Genomic DNA, 25,938 nt, shown 5'->3' on the forward strand with positions numbered 1-25,938 from the left:
GTTTCACACCTTGAATTTTAAGGTTTCATCCCCCGCTCACCATTCGTAGCCGAGTATTTATAATGTCGTTGTCGGGTTTTGTTCCTGACTTTAGTTGGATTCCTTCCTGGTTAACCCATAGTATTGACCTGGGTCTAGTTTTAGCTTTGAGTTACGTCTTGCTTTTAGTAATTGGCGAAGGCGAACGCCGTAGCTTGTGGATGGTCAGAGGATTTATCGTCCTGATGTTAGCCACAGTAATTAGCAGAGAACTGGATCTGGCTTTACTAGGTTTTTTGCTGGAAAAACTAGTTTTAGGTGCTGCCGTAGCTATGGCGGTTATTTTTCAATCTCAGTTTCGCCGTTTTCTAGAGCAAGTAGGACGGGGAGAATTACTACAGCTATTTCAATCATCGGGAAATCCTCGAACTCAGCCTGACAGCGTAATCGATCGCATCGTCGAAGCGGTCAAAGAATTATCTCAAAATCGTACCGGTGCTCTAATTTTAATGGAAACTACGGGCTCTTTAGCAGAGGAAGATTTTGTCTCTTCAGGAGTAACTCTAAACGCTGAAGTCTCTAAAGAGTTACTCCAAACTATTTTTCAAACTACAACCTTGTTACACGATGGGGCAGTTTTGATTCGCGGTTCGCGAATTGTTTCGGCAGCTGTAATTTTGCCGCTATCAGAACGCACGGCGTTACGGCAACTAGGTACTCGTCACCGTGCCGCTATGGGAATTACAGAACGAGTCGAACAGTGCTTGTGTATCGTGGTTTCCGAAGAAACTGGCTCAATTTCTCTGGCTGAGAGAGGAACCCTCAACAGACCCCTAACCAGCAGTAAACTCAAAGAACTATTGCAAGCTCAGTTTACTCCAATTGCCGAAAGAGATGCTGTCCGCTTTAGTCGTAAGCTAGGATTTCAGGGAAAAGCTTTGCTGGAACGTATCTTTGGTCGAAAGTCCTCCATTTCTCGCAAAAAAAATCATTAGAAATATTCAATAAAGGAAGATCTCAATACTTACGGTCCAGAGAATACTGCATCTTCAATATCTTGACGGCTGAGAGAATATTTAAACGAACGATTGATGACTTGGTTTTGTTCTCCTGCTTCTAGGTAACGCACTACTAGTTCTTCAATATCCAGACAAATTTCCGCTTTCCAAGCTGGTCTTTCGACATACCAACAATGAAGTTTATCTCGGTCTTGCTGACAGCCGCGGTGGCTCAACCATCTTTCGATGGTGGGTAAAGAATGATTGTATAAAGGTGTATCTGGGTTGGGTAATTCCATAATTTAAAACAACTTGCCAGCTCAACAATTATAAAAGATCGAGCTAGTTTCAGCTATAATGCTACCCCCGCCAGTAAGCGATCGCCACAACTAACAATAAGCAACCGATAAAGGTAACTCCTAACAGAAGCAGTACGAAAACTTCGCCAGCCGAGAGAGGACGGTCGGTTGGATCTAAATAAGCTGTCTTACTCACTCGTTCTAAATTAGAAGTTGCCCAATTTGGTGCTTGAATCACATTTAGGCGAGAATAGCCAATTTCTAGATCGTAACGGGATCGCCGTTCGGGATTGCTGAGAGTAGCGTAAGCCTCATTTAGTTGCTGAAATTTGGCTTTGGCAATGTGGAGCGGCAACTCAGTAGTATCTGGATGATATTTTTTGCTTAATTGACGATAGCTTCGGCGTATAGCAATGTTTGATGCGGCCGGATGAAGTTCTAGAAGAGCATAATAAGTCTCGTCGGCTAATTTAGCCCGTGCCGAAGATGACATATTAAATCGGTTGTTTGCCTGCTGATGAGTCACCCAATCTGCGTTTGCTCTAACTTCTGATGGTAAAAAAGTTTTTATATCGTTCTGTATTTTACTACGATCTCACTTTAAATTGTCATTGGTCAGTCTATTTATATACTTTCAATGTTAATCGCTACAGCAGGGAGAAAAAATAGTAGCAATGGTAACTCCAAAAATCGAGCAACGAGCAAAACAACTTAAAGAACAGCTACAGCGAGCGGGATATGCTTATTACGTGCTCGATCGTCCGATAATGCCGGATGAGGTATACGATCGCCTCTATCGCCAACTGCAAGAGTTAGAAACTCAATATCCCCAACTAATTACTCCCGATAGTCCTACCCAAAGAGTAGGAGACCGACCGACATCTCATTTTACCTCGGTCAAACACAACATTCCTCTCTACAGTCTGGAAAATGCTTTCGACTTGGAGGAATTACACCAGTGGGAAACTAGATGGCAACGTCAAGTTCCCGACGTGGATGATTTTGCCTATGTCTGTGAGTTAAAAATCGATGGTTCGGCGTTAGCTTTGACCTATGAAAACGGCATTTTGGTTAGAGGTGCTACTAGAGGAGATGGCATTAGAGGAGAAAACATTACCCAAAACGTGCGTACTATTCGCACTATTCCTTTAAAATTAAATTTAGATAATCCGCCGCCAATGGTAGAAGTTAGAGGCGAGGCTTTTTTACCTCTAGATGCATTTGAAGCGATTAACCGAGCAAGAGAAGCCCGAGCAGAAAGCTTATTTGCCAATCCTCGCAATGCGGCGGCTGGTACTTTACGTCAGCTAGATTCTAAAATAGTTGCTCAACGCCGCTTGAATTTTTTTGCCTATACGCTGCACTTACTAAATGAAGAAGAACTCATTAGCTCTCAGTGGGAGTCACTGGAATTTTTGCAGCAGATAGGCTTTTTAGTCAATCCCAATCGTCAATTATGCCAGTCTATAGAAGAAGTAGACGAATACTATCGGCATTGGGATTTAGCCAGAAAAAACCTAGACTACATGACCGATGGAGTTGTAGTCAAGCTTAATAGCTACCAGTTACAGCATCAGTTAGGATTTACCCAAAAATTTCCCCGTTGGGCGATCGCCCTTAAATATCCTGCCGAAGAGTCTCCCACTATAGTTAAAGACATTATTGTCAACGTCGGTAGAACGGGAGCAGTGACGCCGATGGCGATAATGCAGCCGGTTCAGTTAGCGGGAACGACAGTGCAAAGGGCAACTTTGCACAATAGCGATCGCATTGCCGAACTAGACATTCGGGTAGGGGATACGGTAATCGTACGTAAAGCAGGAGAAATTATCCCCGAAGTCCTTCGGGTTCTAGTTGAGTTGCGCCCTGCCAATACCGAACCCTATCAAATGCCCAGTCATTGTCCTGAATGTAATTCGTCTTTAATTCGTCCTCCAGAAGAGGCAGTAACCCGCTGCGTCAATAGTTCTTGCCCTGCCATTTTACGTGGTAGTCTGATTCACTGGGCTGCTCGCGACGCGATGGATATTCGCGGTTTGGGAGAAAAGATAGTAGCTTTATTAATCGAGCGGGATTTAGTTAGCTCGATCGCCGATCTTTATTCTCTGACTGTCGAACAAATTGCCAGTTTAGAGCGAATGGGCACTAAATCGGCAGCAAAATTAGTTGCGGCGATCGCGGCTTCTAAACAACGACCTTATTCGAGAGTTATATATGGTTTGGGCATTCGCTATGTCGGTAGCGTTAACGCCCAAATATTAGCCGCAAGTTTTCCTACCATAGAAGAATTGTCTCGGGCATCGGTATCAGCTTTAGCAGAAGTTTATGGTATTGGGGAAGAAATTGCGCGCTCGGTTTTTGAATGGTTTAGAATTGCCGCCAATCAGGCACTGATTGAAAGTTTACAGGAAGCAGGTTTACAATTTCGTGACTTTTCCCAATTTCAAGCTCCTGCTTCTGGCTCTTTAGCTTTAACGGGAAAAACTGTGGTGATTACCGGTACGTTACCGACTCTAAAACGAGAAGAAGCAAAAAATTTAATCGAGCGAGCTGGAGGAAAAGTTACCGGTTCTGTTAGCAGTAAAACAGACTATGTAGTGGTAGGAGAAAATGCCGGTTCTAAATTGACTAAAGCCCAACAACTTAGAATTACTCAACTCGATGAAGCACGACTCTTAGAGTTAATCGAGTCAAAAAGCTAAGATCGACTTTGTCTGGTTCGAGAAGTCGAGTTTTGAGGCAGGCAAGAGAATTTGATTGGGATCTTTCTCGAACAGTTTGAGTGCATTCGAGCGACAATTAACCATCAACGAGCGACCAAAATTAATCAAACCATTCTACCTTATCTTGAATGGGACTGCGAGCGCTCTTAGTAGCGGGACTATCGCTATAGCCAAGATATAAATATCCCAAACAACGATCTTGAGGATTTAAACCCAAGAACTGTTTCAGTTCCTCTGTATAAGTGACTCCTCCCGAACCCCAAAAACTGCAAATTCCATACGCGGCTGCAGTTAACGCCATATTTTGAACGCTACAGGCAACCGCTTCTATTTCTTCGAGCTCCGGTATTTTCCCGGATACTTGACGGTGCATACAAATAACTATTACGTGAGAAGACTTAAATAAATTTGTCTTCATTCGTTCGTATTTTTCAGCTTTGAATTTTTCTTTTGGAGTTAACTGCCGATAAAGCTCTGCTTGAAAATTAGCTAATTTCTCTAAACCGCGATCGCTGAAAACTTTGAAACGCCAAGGTTGGGTCAAACCATGGCTGGGTGCCCAATTGGCATTTTCCAAAATCTGCCAAACTAGTTCGGAATCGATCTTTTTTCCATTAAATAAACGCGGTTTGGTAGAACGCCGCGATTTGATTAGCTGATTAAATCGATCGATAAAATTATTCATAAACTAGACTTAAGCAGTGACCCAAAATACTATTTAAGTTAATTTTTTACGGTAATTATACTGAGAATAACCGATCTAAAAACAGCAATTCAAAAAAGCCAAATCATCTCGGAACTGCTATTTAGAATTAAGTTTAATTGCCTAACCACTACAATGAAGATTAAAATTTACTTTTAATACGAACGAGATGGTGATAAAAACAGTGTCAAAAATAGACAATGAGGTTAGATTATTTATAGATTATGTAATTTTACAGTTTTTTCATCTTCGATATGTTGTTATTGTCTAGTTAAATTAGCATTTGCCTATAAACACCAGCTTGCCCTTCATTCTATACCTAAATAAATATAGGGATACAGAAGCAAGACAGTACAGCCAGCATCCAAGTTTGAAACTTTAGCGTATTACCTATGAAAGACAACTTTCCCAAACATAATAAAAAACTGCTACTTATTGATGATGACCCAAATTTGATTTTACTCGTAAAAGATTATCTTGAATTTAGAGGTTACAGCGTGGCAACTGCAGAAAATGGTCGTGAAGCTTTAGAAATTCTCGAGGACAATATTCCCGATTTAATTATCTGCGATGTGATGATGCCTGAAATGGATGGTTATACCTTGGTCCAGCATATTAGAGAAGAACCTGCTACCAATAGAGTTCCCGTTCTGTTTTTGTCGGCAAAAGGTCAAAGTCAAGATAAAGTTAAAGGTTTAAATGAGGGTGCTGATGTCTACATGGTCAAACCATTTGAGCCAGAAGAGTTAGTCGCTCAGGTAGAATCTTCTCTCAATCAAATCAAACGTTGGGAACTAGGTCGCCCCAAAGCACTAGATGGCGCACCTTCGATTAAAGTTCCCCACAATGTAGAATTAACTCCAACTGAGTTAAAAGTAGTCCAGTTAGTGGCAAAAGGTATGGCAAATCGAGAGATTGCCGAAAAACTCAACGTCAGCCAAAGAACTATAGAAAGCCATGTTTCTAACATGCTGAATAAAACTAGCTTGAATAATCGCACTGAGTTAGCTCGCTGGTCGATCGAAAGTAGCATGGCTTAAAATGCGACGGGTAATTTGCCCTATTAGCTAGTGTTAATGGGGCGATCGCCTCTAAGCGGAAAATGTTTATCTTCGACCGCGAGACGAGTGCAAAAAACAGTGATGACGGAGCTAAAATCTGTTACTATAAGAATCTATGCTGGCGTAGCTCAGTTGGTAGAGCAGCTGATTTGTAATCAGCCGGTCGCAGGTTCGAGTCCTGTTGCCAGCTTTAAGTAGAAATTGCTAAAAGCTAAGGTTGTTAGTCATATTAGTTTACTTAGACGCAAACTAATAGCCGATCGCTTTCGCTCGCTTCAAAATTTGCGCTCTACAAGCGAAGATAACGGATTTAATTAAGACTTAATATGATAAATAAATATCTCGGGTCAAAGATGACTTTGTTGTTGCCGAGCAGCATAATTTTTGCGATCGCGCTACTTGTGAAAGCAGAGAAAATTATTTGGCACAAGTCCCGAGTATTTGGCACAAGTCCCGAGCCAATCAGCTAGCTCGATGAAGATGACTGTTCGCCGTTGGCGAAGTTTTTAGTAGGTACCGAAGGTAGTGCTGGAGAAACAGAATCGTTTCCTTCCAGTGTTTGTTGCCAGTGAGGAATGTTGCCACTTAGCTGATGCATTAAGCTTGCCATTTCTAAGGCACTAAGAGCATAGTTCCAACCAAGATTACTCTTAATTCCCGCTCTTTCTAGAGCTTGCTGCATAGTGTCTACCGTCAAAATTCCAAAAACTACGGGAACTCCAGTTTGAAAACCAGCAGCAGCGACTCCTTTAGCAGCTTCTGAAGCAACATAGTCAAAATGAGGTGTTTGTCCGCGAATTACAGCACCCAAGCAAATTATGGCATTATATTGCCTAGAAAGAGCCATTTGGCGGGCTACCATAGCAATTTCAAAGCTGCCGGGTACCCAAATGTAATCGACTTGAGTGCCATCGGGATTGACATCAATTCCGTGACGCTTGAGACAGTCTTGACATCCTGCTAATAATTTTTCAGTTACTAGGTCATTAAATCGACCGATGACGATCGCCAAACGAAATATAGATGGATCTGCTGTAAAAGTACCTTCAAAAACGGTCATAGTTTGATAATACTAAGTAATAATTTGCATACCTACCTCTTAAGTTTAAACACATTTCGTCCCTTGCCAAACTAGAGCGAAGCGATCGCTCAGACTAAAAAGCGATCGCTTCAGAGCGATTGAGTGATGAAGATCTTGGCGGGCCTAAATGACAAAAAAGTTGAGAATTGCCACTAGCACTACCAACAGCGTCCAAATACCAGAACCCAAATATAACAATGTTTTGGATTGCTCCCAATTTTGGGGAGAAGCGTATGCCACTGGTACTCCAATAACCATTACAAAAGAAAACAGCACTAACGCCGATAGTGTCAACTGAAACAAAATAGTCATAGTTTATTCTCCTGAGACTGCCAAGCAAAATTAGCAGAGGGTTTAATAAAATTTTAATTTGATGAAATTTTTCCTGAATATTACGCTACCAAATATTGACTACATCTGAGAAGATCTATTCGGCGATAAGCTTAAATAATCTTCGCAACAGCTCAAACAGAGTAAAGATATTTAAAGATTTGTAAATTAACTTTAAACCAAGGCGAGCAAAAAGCTAAGGTGACTGATGAATATGGATTAAGGGAAAAGTTTAGCGATTATCAATGTTAAATTCTAGAGCTAGCGGTATTTTGCTACATCCCACATCTCTGCCTAGTCCCTATGGTATTGGTGACTTAGGCGAGTGTGCATTTAAGTTTATTGATTTTTTGGCAGATAGTCATCAGCAGGTATGGCAAATTTTGCCCATCGGACCGACTGGTTTTGGCAACTCTCCCTATTTATCCTATTCGGCATTAGCAGGAAATCCCATGCTAATTAGCCCCAGTAAATTGAAAGATCTGGGCTTACTCTCAGAAGAAGATTTAAATAATCTACCAGACTACCCCCTCGATCGCGTCGATTATGAATCGGTCAATTCTACCAAGCCACCACTACTAGAAAAAGCTTGTCGAGCCTTTCAGCAAAGAGGAACCAAAGAACAGTTAGATGACTTTCATCAGTTCGCCAATCGTCATAATGATTGGTTGAGCGATTATGCCTTATTTATGTCGCTTAAAGAAGCACATAATGGTAGCAGTTGGCATCAGTGGGACAAAAGCATCGCCAAGCGTCAGCCAGAAGCCATGACCGAATGGGCTAGTCGTCTCAGCGATCGCATTTTTTATCATCAGTTTCTACAGTATCAGTTTTACCGCCAGTGGCAAGACTTAAAACACTATGCCAACAGTAAAGGAATTAGTATTTTTGGAGATATTCCAATTTATGTCGCCCACGATAGTGTGGATGTCTGGGCACATTCAAATATTTTTCATTTAGACCCAGAAACGGGGAAACCTTCATTAATGGCAGGCGTACCACCAGATTATTTTAGTGAGACGGGACAACTCTGGGGCAATCCGGTGTATAAATGGGAAGAATTACAAAAAACTGAATTTCACTGGTGGATTAGAAGGATCCGAATTATCCTCGAATATGTAGATATGATTCGCATCGATCATTTTAGAGGTTTTCAAGCCTATTGGGCGGTAAAACAAGGAGAAACCACTGCCACCAATGGAACCTGGCTAGAAGCTCCAGGGGCAGAATTTTTTACCGTGTTAGAACAGCAGATGGGCAAACTGCCGATCGTTGCAGAAGACTTGGGAGTAATTACCCCAGAAGTAGAAGAATTGCGAGATAAGTTTAATTTTCCCGGAATGAAAATTCTGCAATTCGCTTTCGACGATAACCGCGAAAATGGTTTTCTACCCTTTAACTACGAAAATCACAACTGTATCGTCTACACGGGCACTCACGATAATAATACTACTGTCGGTTGGTTTTACGAGCGATCGCCTGAAGCTCGAGCTAGGATTGTAGACTATTTAGGCTGTCTATGTGATGAAGGTATTCACTGGGGTTTGATTCGTTTGGCACTCGGTTCAGTGGCTAAAACCGCAATTTTTCCTTTTCAAGATATTTTGGGCTTAGGAGCAGATGCCAAAATGAATACTCCTTCACAAGTGGGACATAACTGGGAGTGGCGTTGTCGCCAAGAAGCTTTTAATCAAGAACTAAGTGGTCGTCTGCGATATCTTACTTATCTTTACGGGCGCACGCCAAAAATAACCAACCAGTAGCGAGGGAGCAGGGGCAAATAGAGAAAGGATAGAGAAAGGGAAGTTTTTTAGGAAACAGGGTGATAGAGTAAAGACTCAAAGTTATGTCTCTAGATAACGTGAGGCGCGATAAGTTCTGCAACTTGAATGATGTGGAGTGGTTAACGGGACTTAAATAAAAATCAAGCCCAAACAAAGCCCAAACTCGCTTTATAAGCTGTGAATAGGTCAAGATTTTGGTTGAGCCATTTGAGATCGGTTTTTTTTTCTCTCGCTTTCGCCCAATAATCCCCCTAACCTAAATAGTTTCTAAATTCCCTTTTCTGCGATTTGTTTTTGAATAAATCATCAAATTTTTGAGACCATCTATCAAAACACGGTGGCATTGCTGCGGGAGTTGTTTCGTTCATAATGGCGAACGCTGTTAATAATAATGCTAAAGTTAATCAGCAAAAGCATTTTAACTCATTTTAGCCACCAAAATTGTCTAAGTACCGATAGCGTCAACAATGCCATCACCCAGACTAGGGTAAATCCCAGCGTAGTTGAATCATTGGGCGAAATGTATTTAGATGCCGAACTTACTAGGTTCTGTTGACACAATTAACGCAACCAAATTAAAGCCGAAGCAAATTCGGCAAATCCCAAATAACATTCGTCAGTTTTGTCAAAACGGCTGAAAACGCGACGATAGTATTTAAGTTTGTTAAAAAAGCACTCAACTAGATGTCGCTCCTTGTACAGATGTGAATCGTAATCTCTAGGGTTGAGGCGACCAGAACGAGGCGGAATCACGCCTTGAGCACCAGTTTCCTCAATCAAGACCACAAAAGCATCACAATCATAGCCTTTATCGGCAATTACCTGTTGAGCTCGATAACCAGCCACCAATGCCTCTCCTTGACTGATATCGGCGGTTTGCCCTGGAGTCAGAAGCAACCGCAGCGGATTGCCCAACGCATCTACCACAGCATGTAACTTGGTACTAAATCCGCCACAAGAACCTCCTAAAGAGTGTTTTTCTGACCCCCTTTTGCTCCTGCTGCACAGGGATGAGCACGAATCATGGTGCTATCGGGAATTAAACTTTCTAAGTCAGCAGAGTGGGACATTTCTTGCAAGAGACGATGCCAAACTCCCTTCTGACACCAACGCCGATATCGTTTGTAGAGGCTGTTCCAGTTGCCAAAACGTTTGGGTAATTCACGCCATTGAGCACCTGTGCGAGTAATCCAGAGAACCGCATTCAGAAAACGACGACAAGCTTTGGGGTCTTTGATACGGATGTCTTGTTGGTGGCTCAGAACAACGAAAATTTGCTGCCAAGCAGAATCGTCCAACTTAACACGAGATTTCATGAAGAATTTTTTGACTAAAATCAGCAACTTCAGGTACTTTCTCATCTTTGCCTCTTTACGTCAACAGAACCTACCAGACTCAAACAAAATCCGATTGTTGTTAAGCCATAAGTAGGCGTCAATTTAGACAATTCTTCAATCTTGCTTAAGGAAAATAGCGATAAACATCTCGCCGATGAAGCACACGTGAAAAAGTCACCTTTTCCTTTTGAATAAAAACACCAATCCGATAATCACCAACTCTTATACGATAGGCATTTTTATGTCCCTTAATTTTTTTAAGACTTTTGATTTCGGTGAGATTCTGACAGTCGGGAATGGTTTGAAATACTAAATTTTTAATTTCTGAATAAGTAGGTGTTTTTTTAAGTTTTTTGAGGTCTTTGGTAAAGCTGGGAAGATATTCCGTTTTCATTCTTCTTCAAGTGCTTTTAACGCTTCCTCTCGACTCATAGGCGTTTCGTCGATCGTTGTTTTCATAGCCTGATAGAGTGCCTCATCCTCTAATCCTTCTAACAATTGTTGATAGTCATCGAAGTTGAGAATAACTTGACGAATATTACCTTGAGTATCGGTAATCAGTTCTTGAGCAAAGGGATAATTACTATTATTCATATTTATTGTCGGGTAATTTTATCGATATTTAGAATTACAGGATAGCGATTCTAAGTTCTACTATGTCTTACCTCTTTTACCATTGTGGTAATTTCTGACCTAGTAGGCTGTTCTTCGTCTGTACCCAATTCATCTACTTTTTGCCACAGAGAAGATAGTTTATCTTGAGCGCGAGGTTGTATTTGCTTAAAAATCATCATCGCCACCTCATTCTGTTTTCCATCTGGAAGCTTTTTCAGTTCGGCGTAGCGAAGCCATGCCCTAAGGCTTATCGCTTTGTCTAATAGTTCGGTCATGGCATTATCCTGTTTGTTTCTATAATAAATTAAAGTCTTTACTGTTCTGTACCCATAACAGCCCTTGCCCTCTCAACTATGCGATCGATGTTTTCCTGACTAATCCAGGTAGACTTCATCGAACCGCGAAAAAGATCGACCTCTATCTGCATTCGCTTTAACTGAGAATTGAGTAGCTGATGAACCATTTCTCCCGCAGCGATCGCCATTTGCGAATTAATATTGAGGCTTTGCCCGTTTAGTAAAGCTCGTTCCGCGCAGGATAGAGTCTCATTGTCATCGGTTTGTAGCAGCAGCTCGGGATATTGAATGGTAGGTAAAGGCAAAGTAGTGCAGGTAGCTGGTTCTAAAATATAATCATCTAACTCCAGAGAATACCAGTTACCAATAGTCACTTGACCGTAGGTATAATCATTGCCACAATCAATCCACCAGCAAGGTATCTGACTAAATCCGTGAGCCATTAAACCAGAATATTCAATCATCAGTTCTTCAATACTCTTTCTGGCAGCAGCATTATCTACACAGCCAATAATCACCGTCGGCGCACTGCGATCGAGACTAACTACCGATGCCCCTGAAGCGATCGCGCCAATCTTTAGTTTGGGGAACATGGCTTTGTAACGTACAGCCAAAGCCTGGGCTTTGTTGTAGCCTAATTCATCCTGACAAAAGTTCTGTCGGTAAAGGTTTTTCTCTTCAATGCGATCGAAGTCAATTAAGGTAATCGAGATCTGTTTGTCCGCATCGTAAAACCAATTCGCCAGACGACAAAGGTGAGGCACGAGAAAGCTACCAGTTCCACCACAGCCAACTACATAGATACTAACCGAGGGGTAATTAAAATAGATCGGTTTGGCATTAATAATCGATAAATCAGAAAATTCTAATTGCAAATGTTTAGAAGGGGATGACATGGGAACAATAACTATTAATATTTTGATAAATTCGGTCGGAAGCCACATCGAGAAATAGTCCGTGGGCGCAGACTCTGCTGACAATTTCTAACCGATCCTTACTTCTGCCAATTACCGTACTAATTCTGCAACGATTCTCTTCTCGGTCGTCGGTAGCAGAAAAGAACGCCCTCATAGCTCCGTGACTGTGAATTTCAATAGCAGCGGGTTCGAGATGCTGTTCTAAGCATATGCAGGAAGTTGGCGTACATTCTTGTTCGGGACATATTACCTCCCAAGCAGTACCGCGCCAATAAAGATAGAATAATTGTTCTAAATTTGGGTATTGGTTAATGCGATCGATGATGCCTTTAACCTTGTTCTGTGGAACTTGTGGCACTATTAGTTCAAAGCTTGGAGATAATTCAGCTAAACCAGGAGTAGTAACCAGACTATGAGCTATGGTTGCGTTAAATTCGGTTCTTTTTACCGAACGAAAAATACCATTACCAGCCCAAAGATAACCAGAAGGTAGATCTTGAGCTGATTCTGGCTTGACTATGGAATGATTTAATAACACGGCTTGAGAATTTATCAATTATTTAAAGTACAACTAGACTACTGGCGAGAATATTCAGAAAGAAATTTGAGCCTAATGGAAATCTAATTAGGCAAAGTTGATTAATTTGTTTCGTATCGCAAGAAATGGGTGGCTTTACGTTATTAGCGTTGATAAAGTCATTAACAGAGAATACACAGATCGAACTACACAATTTTTAAGTATTAGGTGTCTATGAAGAACGAAGATTATCAGCGAATTGCCAAAGCGATCGCATTTATTCGTAAACATCACCTAAGTCAACCAGATTTAACAACTGTGGCACGACATATTGGACTCAGCGAATACCATTTTCAAAGATTGTTTACTCAATGGGCAGGTATCAGCCCCAAACGTTTTTCACAGTATCTAACTCTTGAATACGCCAAATCAAAGATCGAGCAGACTAAAAATTTATTAGACCTAACGTTAGAAACAGGTTTATCTAGCCCTGGGCGATTGCACGATCTATTTGTAAAGTTAGAAGCAATGTCTCCTGGGGAATATAAAGCAGGTGGAATAGGTTTACAAATTCGTTATGGTATTCATGACAGTCCATTTGGCAAATCTTTAATTGCTATAACTGCCCGTGGTATTTGCAATCTTCACTTCTTAGATCTAACTAACGAGCAGATGGCAGAACAAATCATTCGGCAATCCTGGTCAAATGCAGAAATTATCCATGACCAATACGCTACTCAAACTTTGTCTGAGAGAATTTTTGATTCAACAACTTTTGGGTGTAGAAAACCATTAACGCTTTTAGTTAAGGGTACTAACTTTCAAATTCAAGTTTGGCGTGCGCTATTGCAAATATCCTGTGGAAAAATATCCACTTACCAAACTGTTGCTGAAGCGATCGATCGTCCTACTGCTACTAGAGCAGTTGGCAATGCTATAGGAAAAAACCCTATCGGCTATCTTATTCCCTGTCATCGAGTAATTAGAAGTTCTGGCGAGCTTGGTGGCTATCACTGGGGGCAAGAGCGTAAAGCTACTATTTTAGGTTGGGAAGCTAGCCGTAACGTTGATGAAAAATAAAGATGGAGTAATGAAAATGGATCTGTCAATAAGTTTGTGTCAAAGAAAGTTAAAGTGGAAGCCGTCCTTCAAACTCGATGGCAAATCGATTTAAAGCAGCTTTCCAATCCCGTAAAGGTCTAGTCCATCTCTGAGATAAGTTATTAATCGCAAGATAAATAACTTTGAGCGCAGCTTCATCTGTTGGAAAAATCCGATGATTCTTCAACACTTTTCTAAGAGTCATATTCATCGACTCGATCGCATTAGTGGTGTAAATAATGCGACGGATTTCTGGAGGAAACTGGAAAAACGGAATCACGTGCTGCCAGTGAGCCAGCCAAGACCTACTAATTGGGGCATAAGTGGAGTCCCACTTGTCAGCAAAAGTTATTAGTGCCTGTTCGGCTTCAGCTTCAGTAGCGGCAGTGTACACTCGTTTGAGGTCAGCGGCAACAGCTTTACGGTGTTTGTAGGAGACATAGCGTAGGGAGTTCCTGACCATGTGTACCATACATAACTGTACGCGGGTTTGCGTAAATACCGTTTCAATCGCTTCGGCGAAGCCCGTCAGACCATCGATACAAGCAATAAAGATATCCTTGACTCCACGATTCTTTAACTCAGTTAACACCGACAGCCAGAATTTTGCCGTTTCTGTCTGGGTCATCCACAGCCCCAATAACTCCTTATCGCCTTCGATGTTGATTCCCAGAGCTAGATGGACGGCTTTGTTGATGACTCTTCCCTCCTGTCTGACTTTGACGACCAAAGCATCAAAAAAGATAATTGGATACACTGCCTCTAGGCTGCGATTTTGCCACTGGAGTCGCTCTTCATGAACCGCATTGGTTACTTGAGATACCAGGGCTGGCGATACTTCTACTCCATAAAGGTCTTGTAGTTGGGCTTGGATATCACGAGTGGTCATTCCTCTCGCATACAGGGCGAGAATCTTGTCATCGAAGCCTGTAAAACGAGTTTGTCCTTTTTTGACCATCTGAGGCTCGAATTGGCGATCGCGATCGCGAGGCACGGCAAGTTCCGCTTCGCCAAACTCCCCCTTAATGGTTTTACGGCTGTGTCCGTTGCGTCGATTTTGTCGCTCTTTTTTGCCCCGCTCTGCCTTCTGAGTCTCTAGATGTACGTCTATTTCAGCTTCTAAACAACGCTCTACGAGTTTTTTGGTCAGTTGTTTGAGGATTCCTCCTTCTCCAATAAGGTCTTCTGGTTTTTCATAGTCTTTGAGCAGTTCATCAATTAACTCTGGTCGAAAGGTCATAGTCTCATTCCTCACATTAATTCTATTTATTAGAGTGTGTTTTGACCTTTGACACAATTTATTTGGTACTGTTGCAAAAACTTAAGACAAACTTGTAGTATTTAACAAACGTAAATAACTACTAGACCAGATGAACTCAAAGCAACCATTTAAGTGGAAACATTTTCAAGGAGAAATAATTTTACTTTGTGTGAGGTGGTATCTCCGCTATGGTTTGAGTTATCGTGATTTAGCAGAAATCATGCAAGAGCGAGGACTATCTGTAGACCACACCACGATTTACCGATGGGTGATGATTTATGCACCACAAATAGAAAGAAGAGCCAGAAAGCATCTCATCTCAACTAATGACTCTTGGCGAGTAGATCAAACTTATCTCAAGGTCAAAGGAAAATGGAAATATCTATATAGAGCAGTTGACAGCAATGGTATTACCATAGAGTTTATGTTTAGTGCCAGGAGAGATAAACAAGCTGCTAAAAGATTCTTGAAGAAAGCCCTGAAATCGAGACATAATAAGCAGCCAAGAGTTATTAACGTAGACCAAAATCCTGCTTATCCCGCAGCAGTTGAAGAACTTCAAACGGAAGAAATTATCTCTAGTGAGTGTGAATTGAGACAGAACAAATATCTTAATAATATCATCGAGCAAGACCATAGATTTCCGAAAAAGCAGGCTAAGTATAAATTATACTTTCAACATTTCCACTCAGCATGGCGGACATTAAAAGGGTATGAAATCATGAATGTGATTCGCAAAGGGCAAATAAAAAATATCGCTAAAGGTGACATCTTGGGACAAAGAAATTTTGTCTATTCTCTGTTTGGGATCGCTGTCTAAAAAATTAGTTAATCACAGGTATATTCTCTCTGTTCGGATTTTTTGCAACAGAACCAGCCTATCTCTAATCGCCGGACTGTTTCTTTCTAATTATCCTGAAGCACTGTCGAGTTCCATTGGTATGCACCATCAAGGACTTTCATGGCGGCGCGTCCTGTTGATGTGGACTTCGGTAGTGGGGATTGCCGGAATTGGAGCAGCAGTAGGGAGTCTTTTTTTAGTGGGCATCTCATCGCTGTGGTTTTTCTTCCTTCAAGGCATAGCCGTAGGAGCCATCTTGACCGTGATTGCCGAAACGATGCTCCCGGAAGCGTATTTTAAGGGAAATTCGATTACGGGCTTCTCGACATTATTGGGGTTTTTAGCGGCTATTTTACTCAAAACATCTCTTTAAAGATAAACCATCTAATTAGTATGCTTAATTTATTCATTAACATAGCTCTTCGTTATTCAAAGTCCGATAATATATTGAAGAGATCTTAACTTTAAAGCATAATTCTCGGAGTCCATCCATTATGTAACCCAAACACTTTGGTTTGAATCATTACTTGACGAACCTTACTCCTGGAATTCGGCAGTATGGCGTTTATGACTGCTTTTGGAACACTGAGACGTTGTTTGATAGCGCAGAGCGACTCTGCTCCAGCTTCATCCTCCAATGGCAGCTTTCAATTTGTGTTTATGCCAGATACTTACCTGCGCCGAGAGTTTCACTCTGCTGCAGGACTCGCCGCAGTTCCAGGGGTGTAACTGAGCTGGTTTTGCGTGATTGAGTTCGAGCTTAGAGCAGTTTTCAGTTCACATCTATCGATAACAGAGTCAATACCGAGAGGAGAATACAAGTGATTTGCGACAAGAGAAGCAGTAATAGGTCGAGCAATCGGACGTTTCAGGACGTACTCCAGGTTAGAATGTTTCGGCGAAACGTACTTGCTCGTGGTACAGCGCTGTCAGCCACTGGCTTTTTAGCCGCACTGGCTGGGCATCGGGTCTTAGGTCGAGGTGCGGTTGCGGCAACTGCTGCAGGTTCCGGAACTTCTACCAACCAAGTTTCTGGTACGACGATTGTTCGGCGTCCAGATAGTCCTCTGTTCGGCTTTGCACCCGTTGCTGCGGCTGAGGCAGCCAAACCCGTACTCGCCATTTCCTCTGACTACCAGTATGAGGTACTAATCCCATGGGGAACCCCACTTCAGCCTGGTGCTCCAGAATATACTGGCGATCCCAATATCCGCCCGACAGCAGAGCAGCAGGCCGAACAGATTGGCATCGGTCACGACGGTATGTGGCTCTTCCCAATTGGGAACGGCAATGACCGGGGCATGTTGGCGATTAACCATGAGTTTGGCGGCAACACCCATGTGCTAGGGAAAGAAATACCCGAAAGCCTCGAAGATGTGCGTCTCTCTCAACATGCTCACGGCGTTTCCGTTATCGAGATTCAAAAGATTAACGGTAAGTGGCAGAGGGTTAACAACGCTAATAATCGCCGCATTCATGTCAACACACCTGTGATATTTAGTGGACCCGTTGCGGAGCATCCACTGTTACAGACACCAGCGGGCAACTCCCCGCAAGGTACTGTCAATAACTGTGCCAACGGTCATACTCCCTGGGGGACTTACCTGACCTGCGAGGAGAACTTCGATAACTATTTCGGCGCTACAGGTAGCTGGACAGCTACAGAAGCGCAAGACCGTTATGGCTTCAGTGCTGAGGAACCGGAATATGGCTGGCACAATTTTGACCCGCGCTTTGACCTCTCGAACGCGGATTACCAGAACGAAGAGAATCGCTTTGGCTGGGTGGTTGAGATCGACCCCATGAATGCTTCGCAAGCACCCGTAAAGCGGACTGCACTAGGACGCTTTAAGCACGAAAACGCAGAGGTTGTCGTGGGAAGAGGCGGACGCGCTGTAGTTTATATGGGCGATGACGAACGCTTCGACTACATCTACAAGTTTGTTTCAGCAGATAACTGGCGCTCGATGCAGGCTCGCGGCATCAGCCCTCTAGACGAGGGGACGCTCTATGTTGCCAAGTTTAACGATGATGGCACGGGCGAGTGGCTCGAACTCTCCACGAACAACCCAGCCCTTACAGCTCGATTTTCAGACCAGGCAGAAGTGTTAACCTATGCCCGGCTCGCGGCTGACATAGTAGGGGCTACGCCGATGGATCGTCCGGAGTGGATTGCGGCTGCTCCCAATGGCGAAATTTATGGTACCCTCACAAACAATACCCGCCGTGAAGAGATTGATGCTCCTAACCCGCAGGCACCCAATCCCTATGGGCACATCATCAAGTGGCAGGATAGCAACAACCACGTCGGCACCAGCTTCACCTGGGACATCTTTGTGCTCGCCGCAGATACTCACAGTAGTGAGGAGAGCGCCTTTGGTAGTCCCGATGGTCTCTGGTCTAATTCTGATGGCAGGTTGTTCGTTCAAACCGACGGGGAGCAACCCCAAATCGAGGGGATGAAATTGAATAATCAGATGCTCGTCGCTGACCCAAGTACGGGTGAAATTCGCCGGCTGTTTTCGGGTGTACCGGGCTGTGAGGTGACTGGCATTGCCACAACCCCCGATCGCCGAACGATGTTCGTCAACATTCAGCATCCGGGGGATGGCGACCCGACGTTAACCAATTTCCCACTACCAGTGGATGGTGTCACCATTCCCCGTGACGCGACGATTGTCATTACTCGTAAGGATGGTGGCATCATAGGCTCCTGATGCTCAATCTGGACTCTGGTCACCGCTCGCATCACCAATAGCTTGACAGCTGTTCCCATGATAGTTATCCTGAATTAATTTTATAGTCATTTCAATTAAGTTTTAGACAACGTATTCTTACTGTGACGAGTCTTTGAACAGTGAAAAGTGTTTCATTTTTATTTGAAATGACTATATTTCTAAAACTAATTCAGATCGAGCTGCTAAATGTGAGTCCAACTATCTATCTAAACTAGGCGGAAAGAGAGCCACTACATGAGGAACGGGACGGGGAATATATCCCACTAATGATTCACCTTGATAAGCTAGAGAAGTACTGGCACCAGAGTCCAACATTACTGCATCTCGTAATCCAACTTTTGCTAGTAACTTGCCCAAGGTTGCAGAATCAATTGGTTTGGCACTAACTCCAATAGTCGGTAGTCCATGGCGATCGATACCCCAAAAAGCTCGAAAACGTAGGGCATCAGAACCGTAAAGCTTGCCAAAACTTTCTTTTGGTTGTGGTCTTCCCGCTTTTACCAACCAAGCAGCCGTGACAAAAGCATCGTTAACCGAGTTAAGTTCGGCTTGTATTCCCTGCTGATGATTGTGCTTCTCGATATCAAAAGGTACGAATTTAGCTACCTTATCATTTATCAAAACCAAAGGACGACCTTGAAGTTTTGGGATCTCTCCTGGATTTCCTGGAACGAAACCCTGTCCTCTCTTACTCAAAACTGGTCCGATCATCACATTAGAGTCGAGATACTTCAGCGAAAAAAATCCACCATCAACGGCGGCAACTGCTCCCGTGCCAGCGATCAGCTCTGGAACTTGATAGCGAGTATCGGCATGAATGGTTTCGGGCTTACCACCAGCAATTAAAATTAACGGAACTTCATCGACCACAACCGTTTCTTTACGGATGGTTGCAGTAAAATTGAAGCCACATTTTGGTAGTAATAAACCTCCCGAAGCTCGAGGAACAACCTCTTCCAAACTGGACTGTCCAAAACGACCAATCGCCAATAAATCCTTAGATTCACCAGCGAAAATTTCTGTCTGGTTATCCATTGCCAATGCAGCCACATATCCTGCCTGTCTGACAAAATCTTTGACGCGATCGTTATGTTTACCTGCTGGATAGGTAAAATAGTCTATAGGTTCTTCTAATTTTCGCTCTAAAATCTGTTTGGACTCTTTAATTTCTCGTTGAAGCTCTGTATAAGATAATTTAGTTAAATCTTGAGGATGAGTGAGACTGTGACTGGCAATTGTAACCAATGGAGACTGGGCCATAGTTTTTAGTTGTTCCCAGGTTACGTGCGAGCGACCCGTATCGATCCCCAGATTTTTTGTGTAGACTGAAAAAACGGCTGGATAGCGATATCTTTGCAACAAAGGATAGACATACTGATAATGACCGCCGTAACCATCATCAAAAGTTAATAAAATGGGTTTTTCTGGTAGGGGATTGCCAGTACGCAAATGTGTTACTAATTGATGTAGGCTAATAGGAGTCAAACCACGAGATTTAATTAACTCAAAATCTGCTGCTAATTCTTCAGGAGTAACATCAAAAAAAACTTCTTTGTTCGGAAGAATATCATGGTACATAACTACTGGAACTTTAGCTTGTTGCGCTCGCTCGTGAATTGAAGGAAAAGGGGCGGCGGCTAAACGGAGAGAATCGGGATAAGCAGTATGTTTGAAGACTAGTTCTTCCGCAGTTGATGGGCGATTTTTTACTGGCTCAAAATTTCTGTTAATAGCTTCATATTTGTTACAAAATTGTTCTAAAGTTAGAGGTTTTTTGATATAATTATTAACTTTAGTAGTAGGCGATACCTCTACTTTTTCTTGAGAAAATTTACTAATTCGATTTATTAATAAACTTAAGGGGACGGTTAGCACCAAACCTAACAACGGGATGTATTTGAAACGTTTATTAGTAAGGGAAGATTTAATGATTTTAGGCAGCATAATTTATCGCTAACGACCGTTAGCACATCAAAACCAAACTAAACGTCACAAACAAATGCGATTGTATTGTTCTTTTGATAAGATTTTGTTGTCGAGTGATGAAGAAAAAAATAAGAAATAATTAACCTGAGTTTTGGATAAGCCTAAACCCTCATGCTCTCGTTGGTATATTCACCATTCTTTCGTAAAATGACTGGCAAAATCGTCCTAACCCAAATTGACGTTATCTGAAGTAAAAGGCGATGGCAAGATCTTTGACAACGTGCCCGAACGTTAACCAACCCCGCCAAGCGGGGTCCTCGATCGCGGCTTCGGGTTCGGCACCGCTCCTTAAGCTATGAGAGCGGCATCCGCTCCCGACACTCCCGCCAGTTTGCTGCCGATGCCCGTGGATGTCTCGTCGAACACGGTGGGGTCGCCGAACTCGAGACCCAAAATATCAGCGATGGCCAGGGTGGGCGCTAAGCCCGCATTGTAGTTACCGTCGAGCGGCGAGATCGTGACCTTGTCGGCAAGGAAGTTGAGACCCTCGCTGTTGGGGTCGTCCGAAAGAACCGGATCCTCGACGGTAAAGCGGAAGGTGTCCGTGTTGCCTGGGATCGGAATTAGCTCGACATCGATGTCCCGTGCCGTGGCCTCGTCGAGCTTGGTGAAGGCGACGTCGTCAAGGCTACCGGCGAGCGGCACGTTAATGTTGAGGCCGAGATCGTCCGTCAGGAAGGCCCCGTCGGCCGGTGCTGTCTCAAGCAGGGAGTCGATCGCCTCGGTTGCGATCGCGGCCGCGTTCGAGAACGCGTCCTCTGGGTTCTCGAAAGGCGATGACGGGAGTTCCGCCGACACTGCGATGGCGGGGATGTCGTTGTCGAAGATGGATGTCACTACCGGCGCGAGCGTCGCCGACGAGTTAGCCGTGATGCCAGTGCTGGGACCGGCACCGACACCCGAAACGACGAGGTCCGGCTCGTCCTCGCCGAGTACCTCCGGGATCAGCACCTCCAGCCCACTCGAAAGCGTCGTATTCGGCGTTGCGTTGACGGCGAAGTCTCCCGGCGCGAACTCCTGGGCGGCCCAGGGACCGAAGATTGTGAGCGCAGTACCCTTTTTCTATTTGTATTAGAGTTATATGAATCGATCCAGGCTAGAGCTTTGGTATACATTTCACGCTCGCAATCGGTGATTTCTATCCTGCGATCGCCTAACATGATATTTCTGAATTTTTGTTCTAGCAGCATTTCTTTTGTTTGTTCGAGTTTGGGATTAAAACTTAAAATTCGCTGCCAGTGACGATCGGCATCAATTATTAATTCATAAGATCTATATTGCGCCAACAAAAGTAAAGAATCTCCAGTTATTTCTTGCAGAAAACCAATAGTTACTTCTTTATTCTCAGTGGTTTCGGAATTGGTAACTAAAACTTTATTATCAGCTTTTAATTCAAGCTTTAAAGATAAAGACATACTGTTTGATAAAAATAAGGTTTTAGTTCATTTTGTCTCAGCTTAAGTCTGGCGAGTGCGATCGCAATCTTTCGATTGGTTCTATACTTAAAGATCTATTACCCAAACCTTCATGGGTTAAAATTTCTCAGGTAAGAACTTTAAGTACTAAAAGATTGGGTAGCGCGATCGCACTTTTAGAAGAAGATTTTGATAACATCGTGTAAGAATTCGCTCGCCTGTGCGGTAGATAGTAGAGAAAATCAAATCCATAATTTTGTCGGTGCAATTGGTTCGATATCTTTGTTCTTGCCGCCTACTTGAAATGTTTGTAGTAGCCATAAAATAGCACCATGTCGCAAGAAGATTTCTGCCAACTTGTCGTTAGCCAAACGGGGTAAGAGCGATCGCCAACTGGTGGAAGCATTGATAATTGTAGTAATGGGACGGTCTTCCAAACGAGTGCCAATAAGAGATTGAGTGGGATCGAGCCAATCTGAGCGAATTTCCCAGGGAATTAATTTATCTCTTAAGGTTTCGTTAAAAGCAAATAGTCGCTTCAAGCGTTGAGTTTGAGGATGTTGGGGATGAGCTTTCAGCCATTGTTGGATTTGGAAATTGTTGTCAATTTCGGCTAAAGTCATGTTAATTGCTTGATAGAGAGCCTGACAAGAATCTTGAACGCAAGAGTTAGCTATACCGACAAAGGTTGCCCCAGTACCATCGCCAGTACGGTAGCGCGCCATCATTTTATCTAGCTGATAGACCAAGGCGTTGAGGGGAAAGCGGCGCAGACCGTCAAAATTGTATTCTTCTAAAATGTCCAGTTTGACGATAATGTCGGTTACGGGACGAGTTCCCAACCAGCCAAATTGGCGATCGCCCATATAGTTAGTCCAGTCTAAATTACCGGCAATTATTCCCGTAGTGTTTTGAGTGTAGACTTGGCTGTAGCTAATTTTAAACATAAGTTCGCCACTTAGAGGATCGCGCATGACTCGAACCAAGCCAAAAGCAAAATGTCCGAAAAAAATACTCAAAGGGGCAAATTCCTGCTTTTTGCCGCCAATTCCACCATAAGTATGCAATACTAACAGGCGATCGCCTTCTTGAAATGAGGAGATTATTTTGGCTTCCTCCAGATTTTGAGGATTGAGTAAAACTGAGTCAATCTGACCCTGTTTTTGCTTTGCCCCCCGCCAATAGCGATCGCGAATGTAGTCGATAGTGCGGCGACGACCTGAAATAATTCGGCGCGTCTGGAGTTGAAATAAAGCGCGAGGCGCGATCGCTCGTACGGTAAAAATTCCTGCTGCATTGTTGGCACCGTAGATGTACCAGCCACTAGCATTTACAGGAGAGCATTCGATCCGATCGGCTCTAGCAGGAAAAACCCCTCGGCGATCGGCAATTACTTGGGGCAGATATATGATTTCTTCTCTGCCGTCAAACTGCTGGGAAACGCGATTATAGTGCCGTACTCGAAAAAGATTCGACTCTACTGGCTCTAAAAAAGTTACCAGCCCGAAGAACTTACCAGTTATGACAATTGGTTCTCGACTGATATACAAACAAGTAATCGATTCTTCTTTGAACACTTCAACAGCTAGACCCAACGAAACCATCACGTCATCGTTTGGTCTAGCACCTGCTAAAGATTCTAAAGGCTGTACCTGTCGCCAGTGATTTAAGCGGATCGGATGAACTGCACCTTTACTCATATTGTCGTATGCTTGTTCGGAAAAATCGATACCGATCTTGACCTGATTGACATAAGCCTGAAGATCCGGGCGATCGCTCCAACGTAAAGATACGGTTTGTCCGATTAAATTTCGATGGTGATGGGGTGCGTGGTGTACTTCAAAATAAACGCCTCGAACTTGGGAGCGTTCTTCTACTTGAGGTAAGATTAAACGTCCCAGCCAATTGCTTACAGGTAGATAATTTGTAGTTAGAGACTGCTCGATGGGATAATAACTCGGTCGATTAAAAGCAGCTTGAAGATAACGCTCGTAATTGCTGAGTGTTTGAGGTTTAGTCGAAATGTAATTTGGAGTCGCCGCCGGAAAAGGTTCTTTACCATCGCTGCGAGTTAGTATTCTGGTGACAATATCTAAAGTTTGGTCAAGATGGCTGCGTCCGTCGGGTAGTATTGCTGTTTCGTCTAAAGGACCTCCTACAGAATCGTGTTTTACGTCTCCCAAAGAAATAAAGCTAATTTCACCACGAATTTTAGCTAGATTCCAATTCGACCAAGAAAATAACGACCAACGTTGGGGAAATAAGTAGGGAGTCAAGCGAGTTACCCGATCTTTTTTGCCAGCTAGATAATATAAATGCTCTAATTTTACGATTTCAGTATTGCCGCTAATCACCCCTGCCAGGCAAATTACTTCTAAAGGAGCGGCTAACACTTTTTTTAAATAGGGTACTGCCCCTAGAGAAATTTGTCCCCCGCCACTGTAGCCAATTAAAGTTACTAATACCCCGCTTCCTGGTTGATAGCCGCGAGATAATAAACTGTCGATAATTACTTCTGCCGCACCCCGATTGTAGATGGGACCATAACGACGGTCTACCGATACCGCTACCTGGTACATATTGCGGAGCAAAATCAGAACCTCTAACATGGCCGTAGCCTCGATTTTTCGCCAGATAGCTGCTAGAGGTCGTCCGAGAGTAAGAGGAAGATTATTAACCGAATAAGGGATGATATCGCGGATTAACAGGCGATCGCTCGGTAAGGATTCTTGTAAGCGTTCTAGAAATTTTTCAACTCTAAAGGAGTAATCAAAAGAACTTTTGCCAATTCCATCTAAATAGACGATGTAGTGATTAATTTTAGAAGCTACTGGCTTAACTTGGATGGTGCTGGCATTGTCAGTAGATAAGTTGGGTAGTGGTAGATCGCGATCTTCGCCGTACCATCCCGCCCACCAACCCAAAGCTTCAAAAGGAGCCAGTAGTCCCGCTATGGTCATTAAAATTAAAATAATTCTGCCCAGATCGAACAGCAGTCCGAACAACTCACCTTGAAGCATTAAATACCATTGCCTCCACCAAAAATTAGCAGGAGACAAAAAAGCAATTATAGTTAAAGCTAAGACAACAAGTACCGAACGTCTGAGTAATTGACCGTTCAAGACTCTTCTTCTCCTAAAAGATTGGGAATATCCGAACTAGCAGGAGGAATTGGTAAGCCGCTATATAGCATTTGCTCCAACTGACTGGAGTCTTTAACCAACTTTACTCCGGCAATCCAATTAACTAGTTTATTGGTAACAGAAGCAATCCCCTTACCAAAAATGCGCTGGGAAAGTTGTAAAACTAACCAGCCAGCCAGACAGCATTCAAATGCCTCCCATATTCCTAGAGGTGAGATCGTACCCAATCCTCTAGCGATCGCCAGAAAAGTCCAAATTGAAAGAACGATTAAAATCGGCATCCCAAAATAGGGAATCACCATTAAAAAGCCAAATAATAAAGGAGCATAGCTAAATCCTAAAGTTTTAATCACCTCAAGCAAGGGAAGAGAAACTTGAAATAGCCAGTCGGCAACCAACCAAGTGCTTAATACCCAAAAATTATAGTTAAAGACAAATAATACTGCGGCGATTGCAATAGACAGCAAAAACCTCAGTGGACGCACCTGATTGACAAACAACATCACGCTTTGTCCCAGAGATTGAGATATACCTGCCAGCAAAACTACCAAAATGCTGGCAACTAAACCTAAAGGTAACTGGTTAATCTCATTTAAAGTATCGGTATTTAGCGTCAAGACACCAGAGACTAAACTCCAAAAGCAATCGAGTGCCGTCTCGCTGGCAATAGTTATCAGAAACATTTTTTAATTCTTTTTGCTCATTTTTTAAATTTGAGCCGCAAAACAAGGGAAAAGACCAAAAAAATTAATTTCTTTCGCTGGTAAAGTTTTTTATGATATAACCCAAAGCTTTCTAGACAATAAATATAAT

General features: G+C 43.0%; 27 protein-coding genes, 1 tRNA gene and 1 pseudogene. 11 read left to right on the forward strand and 18 right to left on the reverse strand.

Annotated features, from left to right (window positions below):
• The first annotated feature begins 62 nt into the window (after positions 1-62).
• Entirely contained in the window at positions 63-974 is a 912-nt protein-coding gene (gene cdaA, locus ACLFKQ_RS00550; protein WP_448997996.1) for a diadenylate cyclase CdaA, read from the forward strand.
• A gap of 29 nt (positions 975-1,003) precedes the next feature.
• On the opposite strand, the gene ACLFKQ_RS00555 is transcribed toward cdaA, so the two are convergent.
• Both ACLFKQ_RS00555 and ACLFKQ_RS00560 read right to left on the reverse strand, forming a co-directional pair.
• Complete coding sequence (locus tag ACLFKQ_RS00555; RefSeq protein ID WP_448997997.1) at positions 1,004-1,276, reverse strand: DUF3143 domain-containing protein; 273 nt, start codon at positions 1,274-1,276, stop codon at positions 1,004-1,006.
• Positions 1,277-1,337: 61 nt separating this feature from the next.
• Positions 1,338-1,769, reverse strand: coding sequence for a J domain-containing protein (locus tag ACLFKQ_RS00560; RefSeq protein WP_448999421.1), 432 nt, complete (start codon positions 1,767-1,769; stop codon positions 1,338-1,340).
• A gap of 181 nt (positions 1,770-1,950) precedes the next feature.
• Between ACLFKQ_RS00560 and ligA the strand changes: the two genes are divergently transcribed.
• Entirely contained in the window at positions 1,951-3,978 is a 2,028-nt protein-coding gene (ligA, locus tag ACLFKQ_RS00565; RefSeq protein WP_448997998.1) for an NAD-dependent DNA ligase LigA, read from the forward strand.
• 121 nt (positions 3,979-4,099) lie between these two features.
• Here ligA and ACLFKQ_RS00570 read toward each other — a convergent pair whose 3' ends face one another.
• Positions 4,100-4,684: a nitroreductase family protein gene (locus tag ACLFKQ_RS00570; RefSeq protein WP_448997999.1), complete on the reverse strand. Its 585-nt coding sequence runs from the start codon at positions 4,682-4,684 to the stop codon at positions 4,100-4,102.
• Between the two features lie 410 nt (positions 4,685-5,094).
• Here ACLFKQ_RS00570 and ACLFKQ_RS00575 point away from each other — a divergent pair, with 410 nt between their 5' ends.
• A complete protein-coding gene (locus ACLFKQ_RS00575) occupies positions 5,095-5,742 on the forward strand; it encodes a response regulator transcription factor (RefSeq protein ID WP_448998000.1) in 648 nt (215 codons plus the stop codon).
• Between the two features lie 138 nt (positions 5,743-5,880).
• A tRNA-Thr gene (locus tag ACLFKQ_RS00580) sits at positions 5,881-5,953 on the forward strand.
• Positions 5,954-6,229: 276 nt separating this feature from the next.
• Here ACLFKQ_RS00580 and ribH read toward each other — a convergent pair.
• The gene (gene ribH, locus ACLFKQ_RS00585) at positions 6,230-6,823 is read right to left on the reverse strand and encodes a 6,7-dimethyl-8-ribityllumazine synthase (protein ID WP_448998001.1); all 594 of its coding nucleotides are present in this window, start codon (positions 6,821-6,823) and stop codon (positions 6,230-6,232) included.
• A gap of 144 nt (positions 6,824-6,967) precedes the next feature.
• The gene (psbZ, locus tag ACLFKQ_RS00590; protein WP_448998002.1) at positions 6,968-7,156 is read right to left on the reverse strand and encodes a photosystem II reaction center protein PsbZ; all 189 of its coding nucleotides are present in this window, start codon (positions 7,154-7,156) and stop codon (positions 6,968-6,970) included.
• 263 nt (positions 7,157-7,419) lie between these two features.
• On the opposite strand from psbZ, the gene malQ reads away from it, so the two are divergent.
• Positions 7,420-8,937 carry a 4-alpha-glucanotransferase gene (gene malQ / locus ACLFKQ_RS00595; RefSeq protein ID WP_448998003.1) on the forward strand — a complete coding sequence of 506 codons (1,518 nt, stop codon included), beginning with the start codon at positions 7,420-7,422 and terminating at the stop codon, positions 8,935-8,937.
• A 222-nt stretch (positions 8,938-9,159) separates the two neighbouring features.
• Here the strand turns inward: malQ and ACLFKQ_RS00600 are convergent.
• The 7 genes and pseudogenes from ACLFKQ_RS00600 to ACLFKQ_RS00630 form a co-directional block, all read right to left on the reverse strand.
• A pseudogene (locus ACLFKQ_RS00600) lies at positions 9,160-9,326 on the reverse strand (IS701 family transposase); the annotation flags it as partial.
• 193 nt (positions 9,327-9,519) lie between these two features.
• Positions 9,520-10,274 (reverse strand): IS5 family transposase gene (locus ACLFKQ_RS00605; protein WP_448998612.1). Its coding sequence is split into 2 segments (ribosomal slippage): positions 9,520-9,951 and positions 9,954-10,274, totalling 753 coding nucleotides; the frame shifts between segments, so codons are not numbered across the junction.
• A 145-nt stretch (positions 10,275-10,419) separates the two neighbouring features.
• A complete protein-coding gene (locus ACLFKQ_RS00610) occupies positions 10,420-10,689 on the reverse strand; it encodes a type II toxin-antitoxin system RelE family toxin (RefSeq protein WP_448998004.1) in 270 nt (89 codons plus the stop codon).
• Positions 10,686-10,889, reverse strand: a complete 204-nt coding sequence (locus ACLFKQ_RS00615; RefSeq protein ID WP_448998005.1) for a hypothetical protein — start codon at positions 10,887-10,889, stop codon at positions 10,686-10,688. The genes ACLFKQ_RS00610 and ACLFKQ_RS00615 overlap by 4 nt, the downstream gene beginning before the upstream one ends.
• Positions 10,890-10,939: 50 nt before the next feature.
• Complete coding sequence (locus tag ACLFKQ_RS00620) at positions 10,940-11,185, reverse strand: hypothetical protein (protein WP_448998006.1); 246 nt, start codon at positions 11,183-11,185, stop codon at positions 10,940-10,942.
• Between the two features lie 38 nt (positions 11,186-11,223).
• Positions 11,224-12,102, reverse strand: a complete 879-nt coding sequence (locus ACLFKQ_RS00625) for a ThiF family adenylyltransferase (RefSeq protein WP_448998007.1) — start codon at positions 12,100-12,102, stop codon at positions 11,224-11,226.
• Entirely contained in the window at positions 12,086-12,679 is a 594-nt protein-coding gene (locus ACLFKQ_RS00630; RefSeq protein ID WP_448998008.1) for a Mov34/MPN/PAD-1 family protein, read from the reverse strand. The genes ACLFKQ_RS00625 and ACLFKQ_RS00630 overlap by 17 nt, the downstream gene beginning before the upstream one ends.
• Before the next feature lie 195 nt (positions 12,680-12,874).
• Between ACLFKQ_RS00630 and ACLFKQ_RS00635 the strand changes: the two genes are divergently transcribed.
• The gene (locus ACLFKQ_RS00635) at positions 12,875-13,720 is read left to right on the forward strand and encodes a methylated-DNA--[protein]-cysteine S-methyltransferase (protein WP_448998009.1); all 846 of its coding nucleotides are present in this window, start codon (positions 12,875-12,877) and stop codon (positions 13,718-13,720) included.
• A 49-nt stretch (positions 13,721-13,769) separates the two neighbouring features.
• Here the strand turns inward: ACLFKQ_RS00635 and ACLFKQ_RS00640 are convergent, their stop codons facing one another.
• Entirely contained in the window at positions 13,770-14,981 is a 1,212-nt protein-coding gene (locus ACLFKQ_RS00640; protein ID WP_448998010.1) for an IS256 family transposase, read from the reverse strand.
• A 130-nt stretch (positions 14,982-15,111) separates the two neighbouring features.
• On the opposite strand from ACLFKQ_RS00640, the gene ACLFKQ_RS00645 reads away from it, so the two are divergent.
• From ACLFKQ_RS00645 to ACLFKQ_RS00660, 4 genes are all read left to right on the forward strand, one after another.
• On the forward strand, positions 15,112-15,822 hold the full coding sequence (locus ACLFKQ_RS00645; RefSeq protein WP_448997902.1) for an IS6 family transposase: 711 nt from the start codon (positions 15,112-15,114) through the stop codon (positions 15,820-15,822).
• Positions 15,791-16,216: a hypothetical protein gene (locus ACLFKQ_RS00650; RefSeq protein WP_448998011.1), complete on the forward strand. Its 426-nt coding sequence runs from the start codon at positions 15,791-15,793 to the stop codon at positions 16,214-16,216. Before ACLFKQ_RS00645 ends, ACLFKQ_RS00650 begins: the two co-directional genes overlap by 32 nt.
• Before the next feature lie 194 nt (positions 16,217-16,410).
• Positions 16,411-16,572: a hypothetical protein gene (locus ACLFKQ_RS00655; RefSeq protein WP_448998012.1), complete on the forward strand. Its 162-nt coding sequence runs from the start codon at positions 16,411-16,413 to the stop codon at positions 16,570-16,572.
• Between the two features lie 161 nt (positions 16,573-16,733).
• A complete protein-coding gene (locus ACLFKQ_RS00660) occupies positions 16,734-18,560 on the forward strand; it encodes a PhoX family protein (RefSeq protein ID WP_448998013.1) in 1,827 nt (608 codons plus the stop codon).
• A gap of 219 nt (positions 18,561-18,779) precedes the next feature.
• Here ACLFKQ_RS00660 and ACLFKQ_RS00665 read toward each other — a convergent pair whose 3' ends face one another.
• From ACLFKQ_RS00665 to ACLFKQ_RS00675, 3 genes are all read right to left on the reverse strand, one after another.
• Positions 18,780-20,525 carry a polysaccharide deacetylase family protein gene (locus tag ACLFKQ_RS00665; protein WP_448998014.1) on the reverse strand — a complete coding sequence of 582 codons (1,746 nt, stop codon included), beginning with the start codon at positions 20,523-20,525 and terminating at the stop codon, positions 18,780-18,782.
• A gap of 330 nt (positions 20,526-20,855) precedes the next feature.
• The gene (locus ACLFKQ_RS00670; RefSeq protein ID WP_448999422.1) at positions 20,856-21,608 is read right to left on the reverse strand and encodes a 5'/3'-nucleotidase SurE; all 753 of its coding nucleotides are present in this window, start codon (positions 21,606-21,608) and stop codon (positions 20,856-20,858) included.
• Positions 21,512-21,982, reverse strand: coding sequence for a hypothetical protein (locus tag ACLFKQ_RS00675; RefSeq protein WP_448998015.1), 471 nt, complete (start codon positions 21,980-21,982; stop codon positions 21,512-21,514). Before ACLFKQ_RS00675 ends, ACLFKQ_RS00670 begins: the two co-directional genes overlap by 97 nt.
• A gap of 32 nt (positions 21,983-22,014) precedes the next feature.
• On the opposite strand from ACLFKQ_RS00675, the gene ACLFKQ_RS00680 reads away from it, so the two are divergent.
• Positions 22,015-22,188, forward strand: a complete 174-nt coding sequence (locus ACLFKQ_RS00680; RefSeq protein WP_448998016.1) for a hypothetical protein — start codon at positions 22,015-22,017, stop codon at positions 22,186-22,188.
• 36 nt (positions 22,189-22,224) lie between these two features.
• Here ACLFKQ_RS00680 and ACLFKQ_RS00685 read toward each other — a convergent pair whose 3' ends face one another.
• Both ACLFKQ_RS00685 and ACLFKQ_RS00690 read right to left on the reverse strand, forming a co-directional pair.
• The gene (locus ACLFKQ_RS00685; protein ID WP_448998017.1) at positions 22,225-25,104 is read right to left on the reverse strand and encodes a hypothetical protein; all 2,880 of its coding nucleotides are present in this window, start codon (positions 25,102-25,104) and stop codon (positions 22,225-22,227) included.
• Positions 25,101-25,808 carry a hypothetical protein gene (locus tag ACLFKQ_RS00690; protein WP_448998018.1) on the reverse strand — a complete coding sequence of 236 codons (708 nt, stop codon included), beginning with the start codon at positions 25,806-25,808 and terminating at the stop codon, positions 25,101-25,103. Before ACLFKQ_RS00690 ends, ACLFKQ_RS00685 begins: the two co-directional genes overlap by 4 nt.
• Positions 25,809-25,938 lie beyond the last annotated feature (130 nt).

The sequence above is a fragment of the Myxosarcina sp. GI1(2024) genome (assembly GCF_053543375.1).